Here is a 15,868-nt window from a genome sequence, read left to right as displayed (position 1 = left end):
CCCGGCCGCCCCTGTCCCCAGGACGCGGCGGGCCGTCCGCTCGCCCACACGTCCGCCCTTCTCGGTTGACATCGTTGCCCCGCCCCTTATGTTGGCGCTCGCCAGGGCCGAGTGCTAACGGCCTGCGTTGTACCCACAAAAATTCCAAGTAACTTCAGGAGGTTGCGATGGCAGCGAAGGAGATTTTCTTCCACCAGTCCGCCCGTGAGGCCATCCTGCGCGGCGTTCGTACGCTGGCGGATGCGGTCGCGGTGACGCTGGGTCCCAAGGGCCGCAACGTGGTCATCGAGAAGAGCTTCGGCTCGCCCACGGTCACCAAGGACGGCGTCACCGTCGCCAAGGAGATCGATCTCGAGAACAAGTTCGAGAACATGGGCGCGCAGATGGTGAAGGAGGTCGCGTCGAAGACCTCCGACAAGGCGGGCGACGGCACGACGACGGCGACGGTGCTCGCGCGCGCCATCTACGAGGAGGGCCTGAAGCTGGTGGCCGCGGGCCACAGCCCGATGGACCTCAAGCGCGGCATCGACAAGGCCGTCGAGGTGGTGGTGGAGGAGCTCAAGAAGATCTCCAAGCCCACGTCCGACAAGAAGGCCATTGCCCAGGTGGGCACCATCTCCGCGAACGGGGATGAGACCATCGGCACCATCATCGCGGACGCGATGGAGAAGGTGGGCAAGGAGGGCGTCATCACCGTCGAGGAGGCCAAGGGCCTCGAGACGACGCTCGACGTCGTGGAGGGCATGCAGTTCGACCGCGGCTACGTCTCGCCGTACTTCGTGACGAACCGCGAGCGCATGGAGGTCGTGGTCGACGACCCCTACATCCTCATCAGCGAGAAGAAGATCTCCTCGATGCAGGACATGATTCCCATCCTCGAGCAGGTCGCGCGCTCCGGGAAGCCCCTGCTCATCATCGCGGACGACATCGAGGGCGAGGCGCTGGCCACGCTCGTCGTCAACAAGATCCGCGGCGTGCTGAACGTGGCGGCGGTGAAGGCGCCGGGCTTCGGTGACCGTCGCAAGGAGATGCTCAAGGACATCGCCACGCTGACGGGCGGCATGGTGGTGAGCGAGGAGCTGGGTCACACGTACGAGAAGCTGACGCTCGCCGAGCTGGGCCGCGCCAAGCGCATCACGGTGGACAAGGACAACACCACCATCGTCGACGGCAACGGCAAGAAGGAGGAGATCGAGGGTCGCATCAAGCTCATCCGCGGGCAGATCGAGGCCGTGACGAGCGACTACGACCGCGAGAAGCTCCAGGAGCGCCTGGCGAAGCTGGTGGGCGGCGTGGCCGTCATCAACGTCGGCGCGGCGACCGAAGTGGAGATGAAGGAGAAGAAGGCCCGCGTCGAGGACGCGCTGCACGCGACCCGCGCGGCCGTCGAGGAGGGCATCGTCCCGGGCGGCGGCGTGGCGTACCTGCGCACGCTGGCGGCGCTGGAGGCGCTCAAGCCGGGCGGTGAGCAGAACTTCGGCGTGGAGATCATCCGCCGCGCGCTCCAGGAGCCGCTGCGGAAGATCGCCAGCAACGCGGGCGTCGAGGGCGCCGTGGTCATCAACAAGGTGCGCGAGGGCAAGGGCGCGTTCGGCTACAACGCCCGCACGGACACCTACGAGGACCTGGAGAAGGCCGGCGTCATCGACCCGACGAAGGTGGAGCGCACCGCGCTGCAGAACGCCGCCTCCGTCGCCTCGCTGCTCTTGACCACCGAGGCCATGGTGGCCGAGCGTCCGAAGGGCAAGTCCAAGGGCGGCGGCGCTGGCGGCGGCATGCCGGACTACGGCGGCGACGACATGGAGTACTGAGCCACGCTCCGCGCCCCGGGCTCCACGCTCGGGGGGGCGGTGGGTGAGCCGGCCTCGGCCCCGGTTGCCTCGTGTGAGGCACCGGGGCCGTTGTCTTTGGGTGGGGCAGGGGACGTGCGTCCAGGTGCCCACGGGCTCACGATGAGGGCGGGGCCGACGCGCGTCAGGGCTCGTGGTCCGCCGGGCCTCGGCGGCGGCTGGGAGCGACGCGAGGCCTGGACGTGTCAGGGCACCCGGCCGACCGCGCCCCCGGTGCCGCTCTCCTGTGAGGTGAAGAGCAGCGTGTCTCCGTCCACGATGAGTCCACCGGGGCCCGTGCCCACGGGGCCCACGGAATCCGTGGTGTTCGCCGGGCATCCGCGCACCCGGCGCAGGAAGTCCGCGTCACCGGCCACGGACTCCTTGAAGTACACGGCGCCGTGCAGCTCGACGGGGAAGAGGGGACCCTGCAGCCCGTCCGCGAGCACGCGTGCCTCGCCACCGGCTCTCGGCAGCGCGAGGACACGGCCCGTGCCGCCGCCTCCCTCGGTGATGAGGAAGCGCGAGGGCGTCAGCTCCAGCGAAGTGCCCGAGGAGATGCTCGCATTCACGCGCTCTGCTGGAGTCTCCAGGTCCAACGGGACGCGGTAGAGACCCGGCTCCGTGTTCCCCGTCACGAGGAACCACACGTCCGTGCCGTCGATGCGCGCACCACGGACCTGGGTGCCGGCGGGGCCCTCGTAGAGCACCAGTGACGAGGAGGCGCTCCCCGTCGCGTCCACCCGCACGAGCCGCCGTGCTCCCGTCGCCACCACGACGTAGTCACGCCCGGCCAACCGTCCGAGGAGGACGTCCGTCCCGCTGGAGATGACATCCGGCACCGAGGCATCGATGGGCACCGTGCCGCGCGCGCCCGTGGCCTTGTCCACGCGCCACAGTCCCGTCTGGTCCAACACGAAGAGGAACTGCGCGTTGACGGCGATGGCGTTGGGGGCAATGAAGCCCTTCGCCACCGTCGCCACATCGCCTCCCGACCTGGGGACCCGGAGGATCTGCCCGTTGCCCTCGGTCTGGCTCGGACGCAGCGAGTGCGACTCGGAGATGTAGATGTCGGTCGCGTCCACCGCGAGCCTGCGCGGATTGTTCAGCCCGGGGACGAGCAGGGATTCGCGCACCGAGGCAGGGGGCTCGCAGCTCCCCGCGTCCTCCTCGCCAGAGCCCGCATCCGGCGAGCCGGTGCCGCCGTCTCCCGTCGAGCCGCCGTCATCGGCGCCCGTTCCACCATCGTCGTCGGAACCCGCATCGCTTCCCGCATCCGAGCCCGAGTCCACGGGCCCGCTCGCGTCCGGTTCGCCCTGCACCGGGGGCTTGTCCGAGGAACACGCCACACCCAGCAACAGGACGGACAGGAGCGCGAGTCTCATGGGACGCCTTTCTTGAACGCGCGGCTCAGCTCACGGCTGAGCGCCGTGGTGTCGGACAACAACTTCGGCAGGCACGCCGCCGCCCCCGCGCGCAGCGACTCCAGCGCCGTCTCCATCGTCAGGTGCTCGGCGAGGACCACGAAGGGCGCGCCCTGCGCCAGCGCCTTGCCCAGCTCCAGCGCCTTGCGCCCATACGCCGGCGAGAAGTCCCAGCTCACCACCACGCCCGCGGGCTGCTCCAACGCGATGAGCTCCGACGTCGGGAGGATGCGCGCCTCCAGCCCCACCAGCTCCAGCGCCTCGGCGATCTGCTCCGCCGTGGTGGGGTTGTCCTCGAGCACGTCCACCCGCTTCACCTGCGTCGCCGCGCCAGGCTGGGCCGGCGGCGCCGCGAGCGTCGCGCGCAGCAGGTTGCGCACCTCGCGGATGTCGTCGAAGGGCTTGAGCAGGTAGTCCACCACGCCCAGCTCCAGCGCCTGTTGCGTCGTCACCAGCGACGGATAGCCCGTCATCAAAATCACCCGCGACGTCGCGGACAGCCGCCGCGCCTGCTGCGCCAGCTCCAGCCCCGACAGGCCCGGCAGGTTCTTGTCCGTGACGATGAGGTCCACCGGCGCCTCGCGCAGCAGGTCCAGCGCCTCCTCTCCGCTCGCGGCCTCGATGACCTCGCACTCCTTGCTCATCAGGTCGCGGAACACCATGCGGATGATGGTCTCGTCATCCACCACCAGCAGTCGCTTTCGCCGCCCGGGCGCGGCCTCGGTGGCGGGGAAGAGCACCCGGAACACCGTCGCTGGCGGCGGCACGTCCCGAATCGCGCCCTGCGGCGCCAGGTCGATGCGCGCGTGGTGCTCCTGCGCGATGCGCCGACACACCGACAACCCCAGCCCCGTGCCCCGCTTGCTGGCGGTGACGTACGGCTCGAAGATGCGCTCCTTGAGCTCGTCGGGGATGCCCGGACCCCAGTCCGCCACGTACAGCACCGGCGCCGAGCCCTCGCGCGTGAGCACCACCTTCACCCGCCCGCGCCCCGACATTGCGTCGCGCGCGTTGTTGAGCAGGTTCAGCGTGAGCTGCTCGATGAGCCGCGCGTTGCCCTGCGCGAAGATGTCCTCGGGCGCCTCGACCTCCAGCGAGATTCGCGCCGAGTCCGGGTTGACGCTGAAGAGCCTCGCGGCGGCCCAGATGGGCGCGGCCAGCGACAGACGCTGCTGCGGCGCGGGCCGCTCGCTCGCCAGGCGGATGTAGTCGGAGACGATCTGCTCCATCCGCTCCACCTGCGACATGAGCAGCCGCAAGGGGCCCGTGGGGCCACGGTCCTCGGCGAGCAGCTGGGCATACGCCTTCACGCCGAGCAGCGGCTGCCGCAGCTCGTGCAGCACCTCGGCGGCGAGCTGGGTGGAGTGGAGTCCCGAGCGCTGGAAGGCCGCCGCGGCCGCGCGCGCGGCTGGCAGGTCCCCCGCATCCAGGGCCTGGAGCAGTTGGGCGAGCGGCGCGGGTATCTCCATGTGAGGAGCATGACGGAGGCGGGCGGCTCCACGCAACGCACCAGGAGGGATTCCGTTGACCGACTCCCCGGGGACGCGGATGCTCCGAGCGTTCGCCTCGCGGCCCCAGCCTCCCCTGGACTGGACGCCGCCGCCAGGCCTCGGAGGGCCTCAATGCCGCAGACCGACCCGTTCCATTCGCTCGTGCCCCGGAAGATGACCGACTCCGAGCTGGCGCGCTCCATCCGGCTCAACATCGAGGCGGAGCTGGACGCCATCAACCTCTACGCCGCCCACATCGACGCCACCGACAACGAGGAGGCCAAGGCCGTCCTCCGTCACGTCATGGACGAGGAGCGCGAGCACGCCGCCCTCTTCTGGCAGCTCATCGCCCGGTTGGATCCGGAGCAGGCCCAGCACGCCCAGGAGGCCGTGGAGAAGTTCAAGCTCATCATCTCCGGTGCCCCGCATGAGTCCGTGGAGGCGGTGGGCAAGGATGGCAAGGGCGGCGCCGAGGCCCCCGAGCCCAGCATCGTCAAGCGCCTCACCGTGGGGAACATGCGGCCCTGAAGCTCTGGTGCCGCTCAGGTGCCGTTGCTCCCCTGGCGCCGCTCGGCCGGGGGGGCCTCCAGGTCCTGCGCGGCCATGTAGACCACGTTCCGGGTGCCGCGCTTGCCGCGGTACATCGCCCGGTCCGACAAATCCAGCAGCGTGGCCTTGTCCCGTGCGTGCTCCGGGAAGCTCGCGACGCCGATACACGTGGACAGCTTGAGCGACAGGCCCTCGCGCGCGAGGAACTGGTGCGTCTCCATGGTGCGCCGGATGCGCTCGGCCACCTTGAGCGCGCCGCCCGAGTCGGTGTTGCGCAGGAGCACCACGTACTCGTCGCCGCCGTAGCGCGCCACCACGTCGTGGTCTCTCACGCAGCCCTTCACCACGCGCGCGGTCTCCACCAGGAGCTTGGAGCCGACCAGGTGGCCGTGGTTGTCGTTGATGGACTTGAAGTGGTCCAGGTCCAGGAACAGCAGGCTGAAGGGGCGCTGCGTCTGGATGGACGCCTGGACCTCGCGGTCCAGCACCAGGTGCAGGTAGCGCGTGTTGAACAGGCGCGTCAGGTCGTCGACGTACGCCAGGTCCTCCACCGCCGCGAAGCGGTCCAGGTTGCGCAGGGCCAGCGCCCAGTTGCGCACCAGGTAGCTGGCGGCCTCGGCGCCGCCGTCCGTGGCGCGCGCGTCCGAGTAGAAGAGCACCGCGTGCCCCAGCACCGTGTTCGACTCGATGGCCGGGAAGGAGCTCACGCGCTGGAAGGGGACATCCAGCATCTCCGAGTCGCTGGGCGCCTTGCCGTGGAGGAGCTGCTCGCGCAGCCACGCCACCAGCGCCTCCTCGGTGCCCTCGGGGAGCCCCCGCGTGCCCTGGGCGCGCAGGCCCAGGTTGGCGTCGCGCTCCAAGAGGACGATGCCGTTGGCGTGCGCCATGGTCTCCAGCGCGCTGGTGGTGGCGACGGCGAGCTTCTCGCGGTCCAGCGTGGTGGCCAGGCGCTGACCGGCCTCGAGCAGCGCGACGTGCCGGCGCAGCGAGGCGTTCTCCTGCATCAGCTCGCGGGTGGTGAGCGCGCGGCGCACCGCGTGCTGGAGGGCTTCGGGCGCGACGGGCTTGACCAGGTACTCCGCCGCGCCGCTCTTGATGGCGCGCACGGCGGGGTCCACCTTGTCCAGACCGGTGATGACCACCACCTCCACGCCCGGATGCCGCTCCCGCACGTGCCGGAGGACCTCCATGCCGTCGCCACCGGGGAGGATGAGGTCCGTCACCACCGCGTCGAACCGGTCTGCGGCGAGCGCCTGTCGGGCCTCCAGGAACGTGGCCACCGCCGTGACGGTGTGGCCCACGGCCGTGAGGTAGTCGCCGTAGAGGGTGCGGGCGATCTTTTCGTCGTCGACGAGGAGAATGCGCGCCATCTCCCGCATGGCTTAGCACCCCCCATGGAACGCTGCTAGGGTCGCGCCCCGTGTCGCCCTTCGAAAGCGGTCGCCGTCTCTGCTTGCTCGTCGAAGCCGGGGAGACCCGCTATGCCGTGGAAGCCACATCCGTCATGGAAGTGGCGATGCCCGGTGGCAATGGCAGCAACCTGCGAGGCGTGCTGGAAGTGAAGGACCTTGCGGCGCTGCTCGGCGGCGCGCCGGAGCCGGACGCGGGCATGGTGGTGGTGCTGGATGTGAGCCCCACGCTCGCGGTGCGAGTGCGCTCCGTGGTGGAGGTGGCGGACGTGGCGCGCGCGCCGTTCTTCCTGTTGCCGCCGGGGCTGGCGGACTCGCTGGCGCCGTTGAGCCGGGGGGCGGTGCTGCACAAGGACCGGCTGTACCTGGAGCTCATCGCGGAGGCGCTGCCGCACCGGGTGGGCCCCCGCGCGACGCCTGCTCCCCCGCGCCCCGTGCACTGGGCCGAGTCCGTGCCCGAGCGGGCGCTGGTCTTCGAGTCACAGGGGCGGCTGTTCGGCGTCCCCCTGGCCTTCGTGTCCCAGGTGGTGGAGCGGGGCGAGGCTTTCAGCGTCCTGCCCGTGCAGAGCGGGCCGGTCGCCGGTATCTTCCCGCATGCCCAGGTCCTGTGGCCCATCTGTTCGGTTCCGGCACTGCTCGGCACGCCCCCCGCGCCGGAGCCGTTCTTCCTCCTGGCGGAGCTGGCGGGACGTCACGTGGGGCTGACGGCCACGCGGGTGCTCGGAGTGCTGCAGCGCTTCGAGCCGGACGAGACGGCGGGGACCTTCCGGGTGCCCGGGTTGGCGGAGCCGGTGCTGTTCCTCGACCTGCAGCGCATGTTTTCTTGATCGTCCCGGAGCGCGAACCGTAAGCTGCCAGGCTTGATACCGTGCCGTGAAGCAGGTTTTCACGGCCGGATTCCTCAACGAATTCAGGGGGTCCGACGCCCCCGAGGCCCGATACCGATGCCCAAGAATCTGCTGGTCGCCGATGACTCGCTCACCATCCGCAAGGTGATCGGCATGATCTTCGCGACCGAGGACTTTCAGGTGACCGCGGTCGACAACGGGCTGGACGCCATCTCGCGCAGCCGCGAGCTGCGTCCGGACGTCGTCCTGGCCGACGTGATGATGCCGGGCAAGAGCGGCTACGAGGTCTGCGAGGCGCTGAAGAACGACCCGGCCACGCAGGGCATCCCGGTGATGCTGCTGGCGGGCACCTTCGAGGCCTTCGACGAGAACCGCGCCCGCGCGGCCCGCGCTGACGACCACATCACCAAGCCCTTCGAGAGCCAGGTGCTGCTCGACAAGGTGAAGGCGCTGGTCGGCCAGAAGTCCAACACCCTGCCGGCCTCCGTCGCCACGCAGGTGATTCGTCCCTCCGCCACGCCCGTCGCGCCGCAGCCGGCCCCCGCCGCCGCGCCTCCCGTGGCCGCCCGTCCGGGCGTGCCGCCGGCGCCGGGTGCGCGTCCTCCTGGCCCCGGGATGCCGCCGGGCCCTGGCGCTCCGCGTCCTCCGGGTCCGGGCATGCCGCCGGGCATGGCGCGTCCTCCTGGCCCTGGCATGCCGCCGGGTCCTGGCGCTCCGCGTCCTCCGGGTCCGGGCATGCCGCCGGGGCCGGGCATGGCGCGTCCTCCTGGCCCCGGGATGCCGCCGGGCCCTGGCGCTCCGCGTCCTCCGGGGCCGGGCATGCCGCCGGGCGCCGTGGGTCGTCCGGGTGTCCCGCCTCCGCCGGGGGCTCCCGCGCCGGGCATGCCGCCGCGTCCGGGGATGCCTCCGGGGCCTGGTGCTCCGGGCATGGCCGGTCGTCCGGGCGCTCCCGGGCCGGGCATGCCGGGTGGGCTGCCCCGTCCGCCGGGTGCCACGCCGCTGCCTCCCATCGCGGGTGGTGGGGCGACGCAGCCGGCGGCTCGCAACCGGGATCCATTCGGCCTGGGGGCTCCGGCGGCGCCGGTGGCTGCCCAGCCGGCCATCAGCATCGAGGACTCGCTGCCGGACACCAGCGGCGCCGAGGAGATCTCCCTCGACATCGGTGGCCCGCCGACGGCGCCCGCTCCGGCGGCCCGTCCGGCCGCCACGGCGCGCCCGACGTCGTCGGATGGGGGCGAGGCCCTGCTTCGCGAGGCGCTGTCCAAGGCGTCGCGCGAGGTCATCGAGAAGATTGCCTGGGAGGTCGTACCGCAGCTGGCGGAGACCATCATCCGTGAGGAGCTCGAGCGGCTCATCAAGGACCGAGAGACCCAGCACTGAGGCGCCCCGCGCCGTAACCCCTTGACCTTTGCCGGCCCTCCTCAGGGGGGCTGGCCGTCTTCAATGACCGACACGACCGAACTGTCCAAGGCCTACGAGCCCACCGAGGTCGAGGCTCGCCTCTATGCCTTCTGGCTCGAGCGCGACTACTTCCGCGCCGCGGCGACCTCCGACAAGCCCGCCTTCTCCATCGTCCTGCCTCCGCCCAACGTCACGGGCAGCCTGCACATCGGCCACGCGCTCACCGCGACCATCCAGGACATCCTCACGCGCTGGAAGCGGATGAGCGGCTTCAACGCGCTCTGGCTGCCGGGCACGGACCACGCCGGCATCGCCACGCAGATGGTGGTGGAGAAGGAGCTCAAGAAGACCGAGGGCAAGAGCCGCCACGACCTGGGTCGCGAGAAGTTCCTGGAGCGCGTCTGGACGTGGAAGGGCAAGTACGGCGCCCGCATCGGCGAGCAGCACCGCTTCCTGGGCGCGTCGCTGGACTGGAGCCGCGAGCGCTTCACCATGGACGACCAGTCGTCGGCTGCGGTGCGCGAGGTCTTCGTCCGCCTGTACGAAGAGGGCCTGATGTACCGGGCCCAGAAGCTCATCAACTGGTGTCCCTCGTGCCGCACGGCGCTGAGCGACCTGGAGGTCGAGCACGAGGAGAAGAACGGCTCCATCTGGCACATCCGCTATCCCATCAAGGACAGCGAGCGCACGCTCACCGTGGCGACGACGCGCCCGGAGACGATGCTGGGCGACACGGCCGTGGCCATCCACCCGGAGGACGAGCGCTACCTGGGGCTCGCCGGCCAGCAGGTGGTGCTGCCGTTGACGGGCCGCGAGATTCCCATCGTCGCGGACGCGGAGCTGGTGGACCCGAAGTTTGGCACCGGCGTGGTGAAGGTCACGCCCGCGCATGACTTCAACGACTACCAGACGGGCCTGCGGCACAAGCTGCCGATGCTGTCCATCCTGGACGAGTCGGCGCGGATGACGAAGGACACCGGCAAGTACGCCGGCATGGACCGCTTCGAGGCGCGCAAGGCGGTGCTCGCGGACCTGCAGGAGCAGGGGCTCCTGGAGAAGGAGGAGCCGCACAAGCTGAACGTCGGCACCTGCCAGCGCTGCACCACCGTGGTGGAGCCGCGCCTGTCGCCGCAGTGGTTCGTGAAGATCGAGCCGCTGGCGCGCCCGGCCATCGAGGCGGTGGAGCAGGGCCGCACGAAGTTCGTCCCCGAGTCGTGGACGAACACGTACTTCCACTGGATGCGCAACATCCACGACTGGTGCGTCAGCCGCCAGCTGTGGTGGGGCCACCAGATTCCCGCGTACTACTGCACGTCGTGCAGCCCTCGTCAGGGTGACGACACCGACCTCCCGCTGGATGCGCCGACGGTGAAGGTGGGCGGCGTGGACTTCGCTCGCGCGGAGCCCATCGTCGCGCGCACCGCGCCCGAGGCTTGCCCCAAGTGCGGCGGCAAGAGCTTCATCCAGGACCCGGACGTGCTGGACACCTGGTTCTCGTCCGCGCTCTGGCCCTTCTCCACGCTGGGCTGGCCGCGTGACACGGCGGAGCTGAAGACCTTCTACCCGACGTCCGTCATGGAGACGGGCCACGACATCATCTTCTTCTGGGTCGCCCGGATGATGATGATGGGCCTGCACTTCATGGGCGATGTGCCCTTCCGCACCGTGTACCTGCACGCGATGGTGCGCGACGAGAAGGGCGAGAAGATGTCCAAGACGAAGGGGAACGTCATCGATCCCCTGGACGTCATCCTCGGCGCCAAGCCCGAGCAGCTCAACGCGACGCTGAAGAACAAGTTCCCGCAGGGCATGCCCGCGTTCGGCGCGGACGCGCTGCGCTTCACGCTCGCCTCGCTCACCCAGCAGGGCCGCGACATCAAGCTGTCGATGGACCGGCTCGCCGGCTACAAGGCGTTCTGCAACAAGCTGTGGAACGCCAGCCGCTTCGCCCTGATGAACATGGGCGGCGGGTACCAGTACGACGGCCGCTCGCCGAAGGAGCTGCCGCTGACGCTGGCGGACCGGTGGATCCTCTCGCGCCTGCAGCGGGCGACGACGGAGGCCCGCGCGTCGCTGGAGGTCTACGGCTTCGCGGAGGCCGCCTCCACGCTCTACCAGTTCCTCTGGGCGGAGCTGTGCGACTGGTACATCGAGCTGTCGAAGCCGTCGCTGTACGGCGACGACGCGACGGCGAAGGACACCACGCGGGCGGTGCTGGTGTATGCGTTGGACCGCGTGCTGCGGCTGATGCACCCGTTCATGCCCTTCATCACCGAGGAGATCTGGCAGAAGCTGCCGATGTCCCGGCCGACGGAGAGCATCATGATCGCCTCCTACCCGGAGCCGGACGCGGCGCTGGTGGACGAGGCGGCCGAGTCGGAGATGGCGCCGGTCATCGCGGCCATCGAGGGTCTGCGCACCATCCGCGGTGAGAGCAACCTGTCGCCGGCCACCAAGCTGAAGGCCGTGGTGCAGAGCCCGGATGCGCGCACGCGCGAGCTGCTCGAGCGGTGGCGAGGCTACCTGCTGCCCCTGGCCGGCCTGTCCGACGTCCAGGTGGGCCCGCCGGGCGCCAAGCCTCCCCAGGCGGCGGCCTTCGTGGCGACGAACCTGGAGATCTACGTTCCGCTGGCCGGGCTCATCGACCTGGACGCGGAGCGGGACCGGCTGCGCAAGGAGATCGCCCGCGCCGAGCAGGAAGCGGCCAGCGTCCTGCGCAAGCTCGACAACCCCAACTTCGTGGCCAAGGCGCCTCCGGACGTGGTGGAGAAAGATCGCGCCCGCGTGGAGGAGTTGAAGGAGCGCAAGGCCAAGCTCGAAGATCACCTGCAGCGGATTGCCCCGGAGCCCTCCATGCCCGAGAACCTGCCGTCCGAGAGCACCACGCGTCCTGACGAGGAGAGTGCCTCCCCCTCCGAGCCGGCCCAGGTGAAGGTCGCCCCGTCGAAGCAAGAGACGGGCGGCGTCGACCTGGGCCAGGAGCTGAAGGGTGAGATGGGAGGGGACGAGGGCCAGGTGCCCCAGACGGACCCCCAGGTCCAGGACGCGCTCGCGAAGCTGCGCGAGGGGACGAAGGAGGGGTTGTCTCCCTCCGACCACCACGACCTGGGCGTCGCGTACATGAGCATGGGGCTCGTGGACGACGCGATGCGTGAGTTCGGCAAGGCGAAGGAGGGCGGCGATGGCCGCGAGGCTCCCGCCGATGCTCCCAAGGCCGAGAAGAAGCCCAAGAAGGCCAAGGCGCAGGCCGACGACGGGGCTCCCAGCGCGACGACGTTCCCGCCTCCGACGGAGGCTCCGACCCCTGTCGCCAAGGCGGCTCCGGCGAAGAAGCCCGCCGCGCCCAAGCCCACGCCTCCGGGTGGGGTGTCGGCGAAGAAGGCCGGCGCGGACGTGGCGCCTCCGGGCGTGGAGTTCGAGGTGAAGGCCCCGACGAAGAAGGCTCCCGCGAAGCCCGCGGACTCGGCTCTGGCGAAGAAGGCCGGCGCGAAGTCGGCGGGCAAGGCCCCGGCCAAGAAGGCTGGCGCGAAGTCCACGGGCAAGGCCGCCGCGAAGAAGGGCGCCACGAAGAAGGCCGCGGGCAAGGCCGCCGCGAAGAAGGGCGCCACGAAGAAGGCCGCGGGCAAGGCCGCCGCGAAGAAGGGCGCCACGAAGAAGGCCGCGGGCAAGGCCGCCGCGAAGAAGGGCGCCACGAAGAAGGCTTCCGCGAAGTCGGCGGGCAAGAAGACGGGTGGCAAGGCCACCGCGAAGAAGGCTTCCGCCCGGAAGGCGGCGGCCAAGAAGGTCACCCGGGCGAAGCCCTCGGCACGGGCGAAGGCCCGGCGGTAGCAGGAGGAGACGTGCAGCAGGATTACCTGGATCGGCTCATCGACCTCGCCCTCGACGAAGACCTGGGGGCGGCGGGAGACGTCACCTCGCAAGCGCTCATCCCTCCCGACGCGGAGGGAAGCGCTGAGCTGGTCGCCAAGGAGCAGTTGGTCCTCGCGGGGCTGGAGGCCTTCACGCGCGTCTTTCACAAGGTCGACCCGGACGTCGAGGTGGAGCTGGTCCGCCAGGACGGCCAGGAGATCAAACCCAAGGTCGTGGCCGCCCGATGTCACGGGCGGCTGCGCTCCCTGCTCGCCGCCGAGCGCACCGCGCTCAACCTCGTGCAGCGCGCCGCCGGCATCGCCACCCTGGCTCAGCAGGCGATGACGTCGGTGCGTGGCTCGAAGATGCAGGTGCTGGACACGCGCAAGACGCCGCCGGGCATGCGCGTGCTGGCCAAGGACGCCGTCCGCATGGGCGGCGCCACCAACCACCGCTTCGGCCTCTTCGATGGCGTCCTCATCAAGGACAACCACATCGCGGCGGTGGGCGGCTCCATCTCCGAGGCGCTCAAGCGCGCCAAGGCCAATGGCCCGCGGCTGTGCAAGATTGAAATCGAGGTCACCAACCTCAAGCAGCTCGCGGAGGCCCTGGAGGGTGGGGCGGACGTGGTGATGCTCGACAACATGGACGACGCGCAGATTCGCGAGGCCGTGAAGCTCGCGGGGGGCCGCGTGCCTCTCGAGGTCTCCGGCGGCGTCACGCTGGACCGGCTGCCCCGGCTGGCGAAGATGGGCGTGGACTTCGTCTCCATGGGCGCGCTGACGCACTCGGCGCGGGCCATGGACCTGTCGCTGGAGATCACCAGCACCAAGAAGCCGCGTCGTCCGCGCGCGACGCCCACTCAGGGCTGAGCGTCACTGCTCCGGGCCCTTGCCTTTCTGGGCGAGGGCCTGGGCCCGCAACCCCTCCATGTCGGGTGTGAAGTGGCGCCCGGGCACGCGGCGGGGCCGCTGGATGCGGTCCATCCGGAACATCCGCGCCGCGGACTTCTCCACGTCGCGCGCGAGCACGTACCAGACGGGCGCCTCGACGAGCAGCCCGTGCGGCTCGACGCACCGGCGGCTCTTCTTCCCATGCCGGTCCACGTAGTCGAAGGACAGGCACACCTGCTCACGGAAGGCCTGCTCGAACACGGCGAGCAGCTCCCGGGGCGGAGTCCCCAGCTCCGCCAGCACCCGCTCCGTCGCGGGCTTCCCCACCACCACGCGCCGGCAGAGCTCGCGCATGCCGCGTGCGCGCTCCTTCGGCACGCTGGCGAAGAGCTTGTCGAGCCCCGAGCGCGCCGCGTCCCCCCACGGCAGCGCGCTCCCCGTCGAGGACAGGCTCGCCATCAGCCACAGCGAGACGACCTCCTCCACGGACAGGTGGACGGCGGTGACGCCCCTGTCCCTTTCCAGGCGCACGCCACCTCCCGGGCCCGTGTCGCTGGCGATGGGCAGGCCCTGCTCACGCAGCGTCGCGAGGTCCCGGTGGACGGTGCGCTCGCTCACCTCCAGGGCCGAGGCAATCTCCCCCACGGTGGTGGCCTCGCGCCCCCGCAGGAAGTCCACCAGACGCATCACTCGGCTGACTCGTGTCATTTGGTGACAGATTCTGACAGGGATGGGGCGTACTCAAGGATTCATGGCGCGGCTGGACGCGCTCTCGATTCCTGGAGGTCGTCATGAAGGGCACGGCGGGTGAGCTGTACGTGGATGATGGTGGCGTGGGTGGGCTTCCGGTGGTGTTCGTCCACTCGAGCGCCGGGAGCACGAAGCACTGGCGCGCGCAGCTGGAGCACCTGCGCACGTCGCGTCGCGCGCTCGCGTTGGACCTGCGCGGCCACGGCCAGTCCGAGCTCACGCAGGCCGCGGATGCCACCGTCGAGGACTTCGCCTCGGATGTGGCCGCGGTGGTGGATGGGTTGAAGCTGGAGCGGTTCGTGCTCGTGGGACACAGCCTGGGCGGAGCGGTGTGTGCGGCGTACGCGGCGGCGAACCCCTCGCGCGTGGCGGGCTTGCTGCTGTTGGACCCCGCCTCCGACGGTCGCCAGATTCCCGCCGAGCAGGCCCAGGGGTTGATGGCGGTGCTGGGCTCGGACGCGTGGCTGGCCGTCGTGGAGGAGTACTGGGCGCCGATGCTCGCGCCGTCCAGCGAGGAGGTCCGGGCGCAGGTGCTCGCGGGCCTGCGCGCAACCCCGCGGCGCGCGGTGCGCTCCGGACTGGGCGCGCTGCTGACGTTCGACCCGGTGACGGCGCTGCGGGCCTACCCCGGGCCCAAGCTGTCCGTGGTGACGGCGCACAACCAGGGCCCGGACGCGTACCAGCACGTGGTGTCCGAGCTGCCGTGCCTGAAGGTGGAACCCGTCACCGGACACTGGCTCCAGCTCGATGCGCCTGTGTGGGTGAATGGCGTCCTGGATCGGTTCCTCGCGACCACAAGTTGATCCACGGACGCGTCGGCCTCATCCTCGTTCCGAAGGGCGGCGAGGGTGTCGCGTGGTGGGCATTCGTGGTGTGCGGGCGTTGCCGGGAAATGTCGTGATGTGAAGATTCGAAGCGTAGGGCCAGCGTCGCGCCGTCATCCCCCAGCCGACCATGATCAAGTTTCCCAAGAAGCCCGGGGCCCGAGGGCTGCCGGACATTCCGCCGAAGGCGTCCGTCCCCGCACGTCCGCCTGACCCGAAGCCCCTGGCGCCGACACCGGGGAGGGCCAGCGCGTCTCCCAAGGACGCGTTCCAGCCCACGGCCAGCGTGCCCCGCACCGGCTTCGCGGCCTCGCAGGCGCGACTGTCGGTGCTGACCACGAAGAAGTCCGAGCTGGAGCTCCAGGCCCAGCACATCCTCCAGTCGCGCAACCAGCTCAGCCACCTGATTGGCGTTTTGTCCAACCTGGCGGCGAAGCACCCGCCTGGCTCGCGCGAGGGACGGACGCTGGAGTCGCGCATCGCGAACATCCAGCAGGTGGACAAGGCGTTCGAGCTCCAGTTGCAGCAGCTCTCCACCCAGCGTCAGTCGGTGGAGGCGGAGCTCGACGCCGTCCAGATGCTCATCGCGAAGACCCCCTAGG

At 70.4% G+C, this 15,868-nt stretch carries 12 protein-coding genes; 8 read left to right on the top strand and 4 right to left on the bottom strand.

Annotation, left to right across the window (positions count from 1 at the left end; translation table 11 throughout):
- Positions 1–167: 167 nt before the first annotated feature.
- The gene (groL, locus tag AC6JA9_RS26695; RefSeq protein ID WP_141323848.1) at positions 168–1,811 is read left to right on the top strand and encodes a chaperonin GroEL; all 1,644 of its coding nucleotides are present in this window, start codon (positions 168–170) and stop codon (positions 1,809–1,811) included.
- Between the two features lie 224 nt (positions 1,812–2,035).
- On the opposite strand, the gene sinM is transcribed toward groL, so the two are convergent.
- Together sinM and sinK are read right to left on the bottom strand one after the other, a co-directional pair.
- The gene (gene sinM, locus AC6JA9_RS26690) at positions 2,036–3,214 is read right to left on the bottom strand and encodes a signal integration modulator SinM (protein ID WP_223785618.1); all 1,179 of its coding nucleotides are present in this window, start codon (positions 3,212–3,214) and stop codon (positions 2,036–2,038) included.
- Positions 3,211–4,722: a hybrid histidine protein kinase/response regulator SinK gene (gene sinK, locus AC6JA9_RS26685; protein ID WP_497958028.1), complete on the bottom strand. Its 1,512-nt coding sequence runs from the start codon at positions 4,720–4,722 to the stop codon at positions 3,211–3,213. The genes sinM and sinK overlap by 4 nt, the downstream gene beginning before the upstream one ends.
- 153 nt (positions 4,723–4,875) lie before the next feature.
- Here sinK and AC6JA9_RS26680 point away from each other — a divergent pair, with 153 nt between their 5' ends.
- Positions 4,876–5,271 carry a demethoxyubiquinone hydroxylase family protein gene (locus tag AC6JA9_RS26680; RefSeq protein ID WP_497958027.1) on the top strand — a complete coding sequence of 132 codons (396 nt, stop codon included), beginning with the start codon at positions 4,876–4,878 and terminating at the stop codon, positions 5,269–5,271.
- Between the two features lie 14 nt (positions 5,272–5,285).
- On the opposite strand, the gene AC6JA9_RS26675 is transcribed toward AC6JA9_RS26680, so the two are convergent.
- A complete protein-coding gene (locus AC6JA9_RS26675) occupies positions 5,286–6,662 on the bottom strand; it encodes a GGDEF domain-containing response regulator (protein WP_408889986.1) in 1,377 nt (458 codons plus the stop codon).
- A gap of 50 nt (positions 6,663–6,712) precedes the next feature.
- Here AC6JA9_RS26675 and AC6JA9_RS26670 point away from each other — a divergent pair, with 50 nt between their 5' ends.
- The 4 genes from AC6JA9_RS26670 to nadC all read left to right on the top strand — a co-directional run bounded on the left by AC6JA9_RS26670 (position 6,713) and on the right by nadC (position 13,671).
- Entirely contained in the window at positions 6,713–7,528 is an 816-nt protein-coding gene (locus AC6JA9_RS26670; RefSeq protein ID WP_141323844.1) for a chemotaxis protein CheW, read from the top strand.
- A 117-nt stretch (positions 7,529–7,645) separates the two neighbouring features.
- A complete protein-coding gene (locus AC6JA9_RS26665) occupies positions 7,646–8,929 on the top strand; it encodes a response regulator (protein WP_223752111.1) in 1,284 nt (427 codons plus the stop codon).
- 63 nt (positions 8,930–8,992) lie between these two features.
- Positions 8,993–12,778 (top strand): valine--tRNA ligase, encoded by a 3,786-nt coding sequence (locus AC6JA9_RS26660; protein ID WP_497958026.1) that lies wholly within the window; start codon positions 8,993–8,995, stop codon positions 12,776–12,778.
- An 11-nt stretch (positions 12,779–12,789) separates the two neighbouring features.
- Positions 12,790–13,671 carry a carboxylating nicotinate-nucleotide diphosphorylase gene (gene nadC, locus AC6JA9_RS26655; protein ID WP_174816738.1) on the top strand — a complete coding sequence of 294 codons (882 nt, stop codon included), beginning with the start codon at positions 12,790–12,792 and terminating at the stop codon, positions 13,669–13,671.
- Positions 13,672–13,674: 3 nt separating this feature from the next.
- Here nadC and AC6JA9_RS26650 read toward each other — a convergent pair whose 3' ends face one another.
- Positions 13,675–14,379, bottom strand: coding sequence for a helix-turn-helix transcriptional regulator (locus AC6JA9_RS26650; RefSeq protein ID WP_497960763.1), 705 nt, complete (start codon positions 14,377–14,379; stop codon positions 13,675–13,677).
- Between the two features lie 104 nt (positions 14,380–14,483).
- On the opposite strand from AC6JA9_RS26650, the gene AC6JA9_RS26645 reads away from it, so the two are divergent.
- Positions 14,484–15,245: an alpha/beta fold hydrolase gene (locus AC6JA9_RS26645; protein ID WP_223752022.1), complete on the top strand. Its 762-nt coding sequence runs from the start codon at positions 14,484–14,486 to the stop codon at positions 15,243–15,245.
- A 151-nt stretch (positions 15,246–15,396) separates the two neighbouring features.
- Positions 15,397–15,867: a hypothetical protein gene (locus AC6JA9_RS26640; protein WP_497958025.1), complete on the top strand. Its 471-nt coding sequence runs from the start codon at positions 15,397–15,399 to the stop codon at positions 15,865–15,867.
- Position 15,868 lies beyond the last annotated feature (1 nt).

The organism is Myxococcus sp. MH1 (assembly GCF_059738865.1).
This window is presented reverse-complemented; position numbering and strand designations above follow the sequence as displayed.

What these genes read in the sequence shown, in the direction of transcription:
- groL (WP_141323848.1), top strand. Translation starts at nt 168, where the DNA reads ATGGCAGCGAAGGAGATTTTCTTCCACCAGTCCGCCCGTGAGGCCATC.
- sinM (WP_223785618.1), bottom strand. Translation starts at nt 3,214, where the DNA reads ATGAGACTCGCGCTCCTGTCCGTCCTGTTGCTGGGTGTGGCGTGTTCC.
- sinK (WP_497958028.1), bottom strand. Translation starts at nt 4,722, where the DNA reads ATGGAGATACCCGCGCCGCTCGCCCAACTGCTCCAGGCCCTGGATGCG.
- AC6JA9_RS26680 (WP_497958027.1), top strand. Translation starts at nt 4,876, where the DNA reads ATGCCGCAGACCGACCCGTTCCATTCGCTCGTGCCCCGGAAGATGACC.
- AC6JA9_RS26675 (WP_408889986.1), bottom strand. Translation starts at nt 6,662, where the DNA reads ATGGCGCGCATTCTCCTCGTCGACGACGAAAAGATCGCCCGCACCCTC.
- AC6JA9_RS26665 (WP_223752111.1), top strand. Translation starts at nt 7,646, where the DNA reads ATGCCCAAGAATCTGCTGGTCGCCGATGACTCGCTCACCATCCGCAAG.
- AC6JA9_RS26660 (WP_497958026.1), top strand. Translation starts at nt 8,993, where the DNA reads ATGACCGACACGACCGAACTGTCCAAGGCCTACGAGCCCACCGAGGTC.
- AC6JA9_RS26650 (WP_497960763.1), bottom strand. Translation starts at nt 14,379, where the DNA reads ATGCGTCTGGTGGACTTCCTGCGGGGGCGCGAGGCCACCACCGTGGGG.
- AC6JA9_RS26645 (WP_223752022.1), top strand. Translation starts at nt 14,484, where the DNA reads ATGAAGGGCACGGCGGGTGAGCTGTACGTGGATGATGGTGGCGTGGGT.
- AC6JA9_RS26640 (WP_497958025.1), top strand. Translation starts at nt 15,397, where the DNA reads ATGATCAAGTTTCCCAAGAAGCCCGGGGCCCGAGGGCTGCCGGACATT.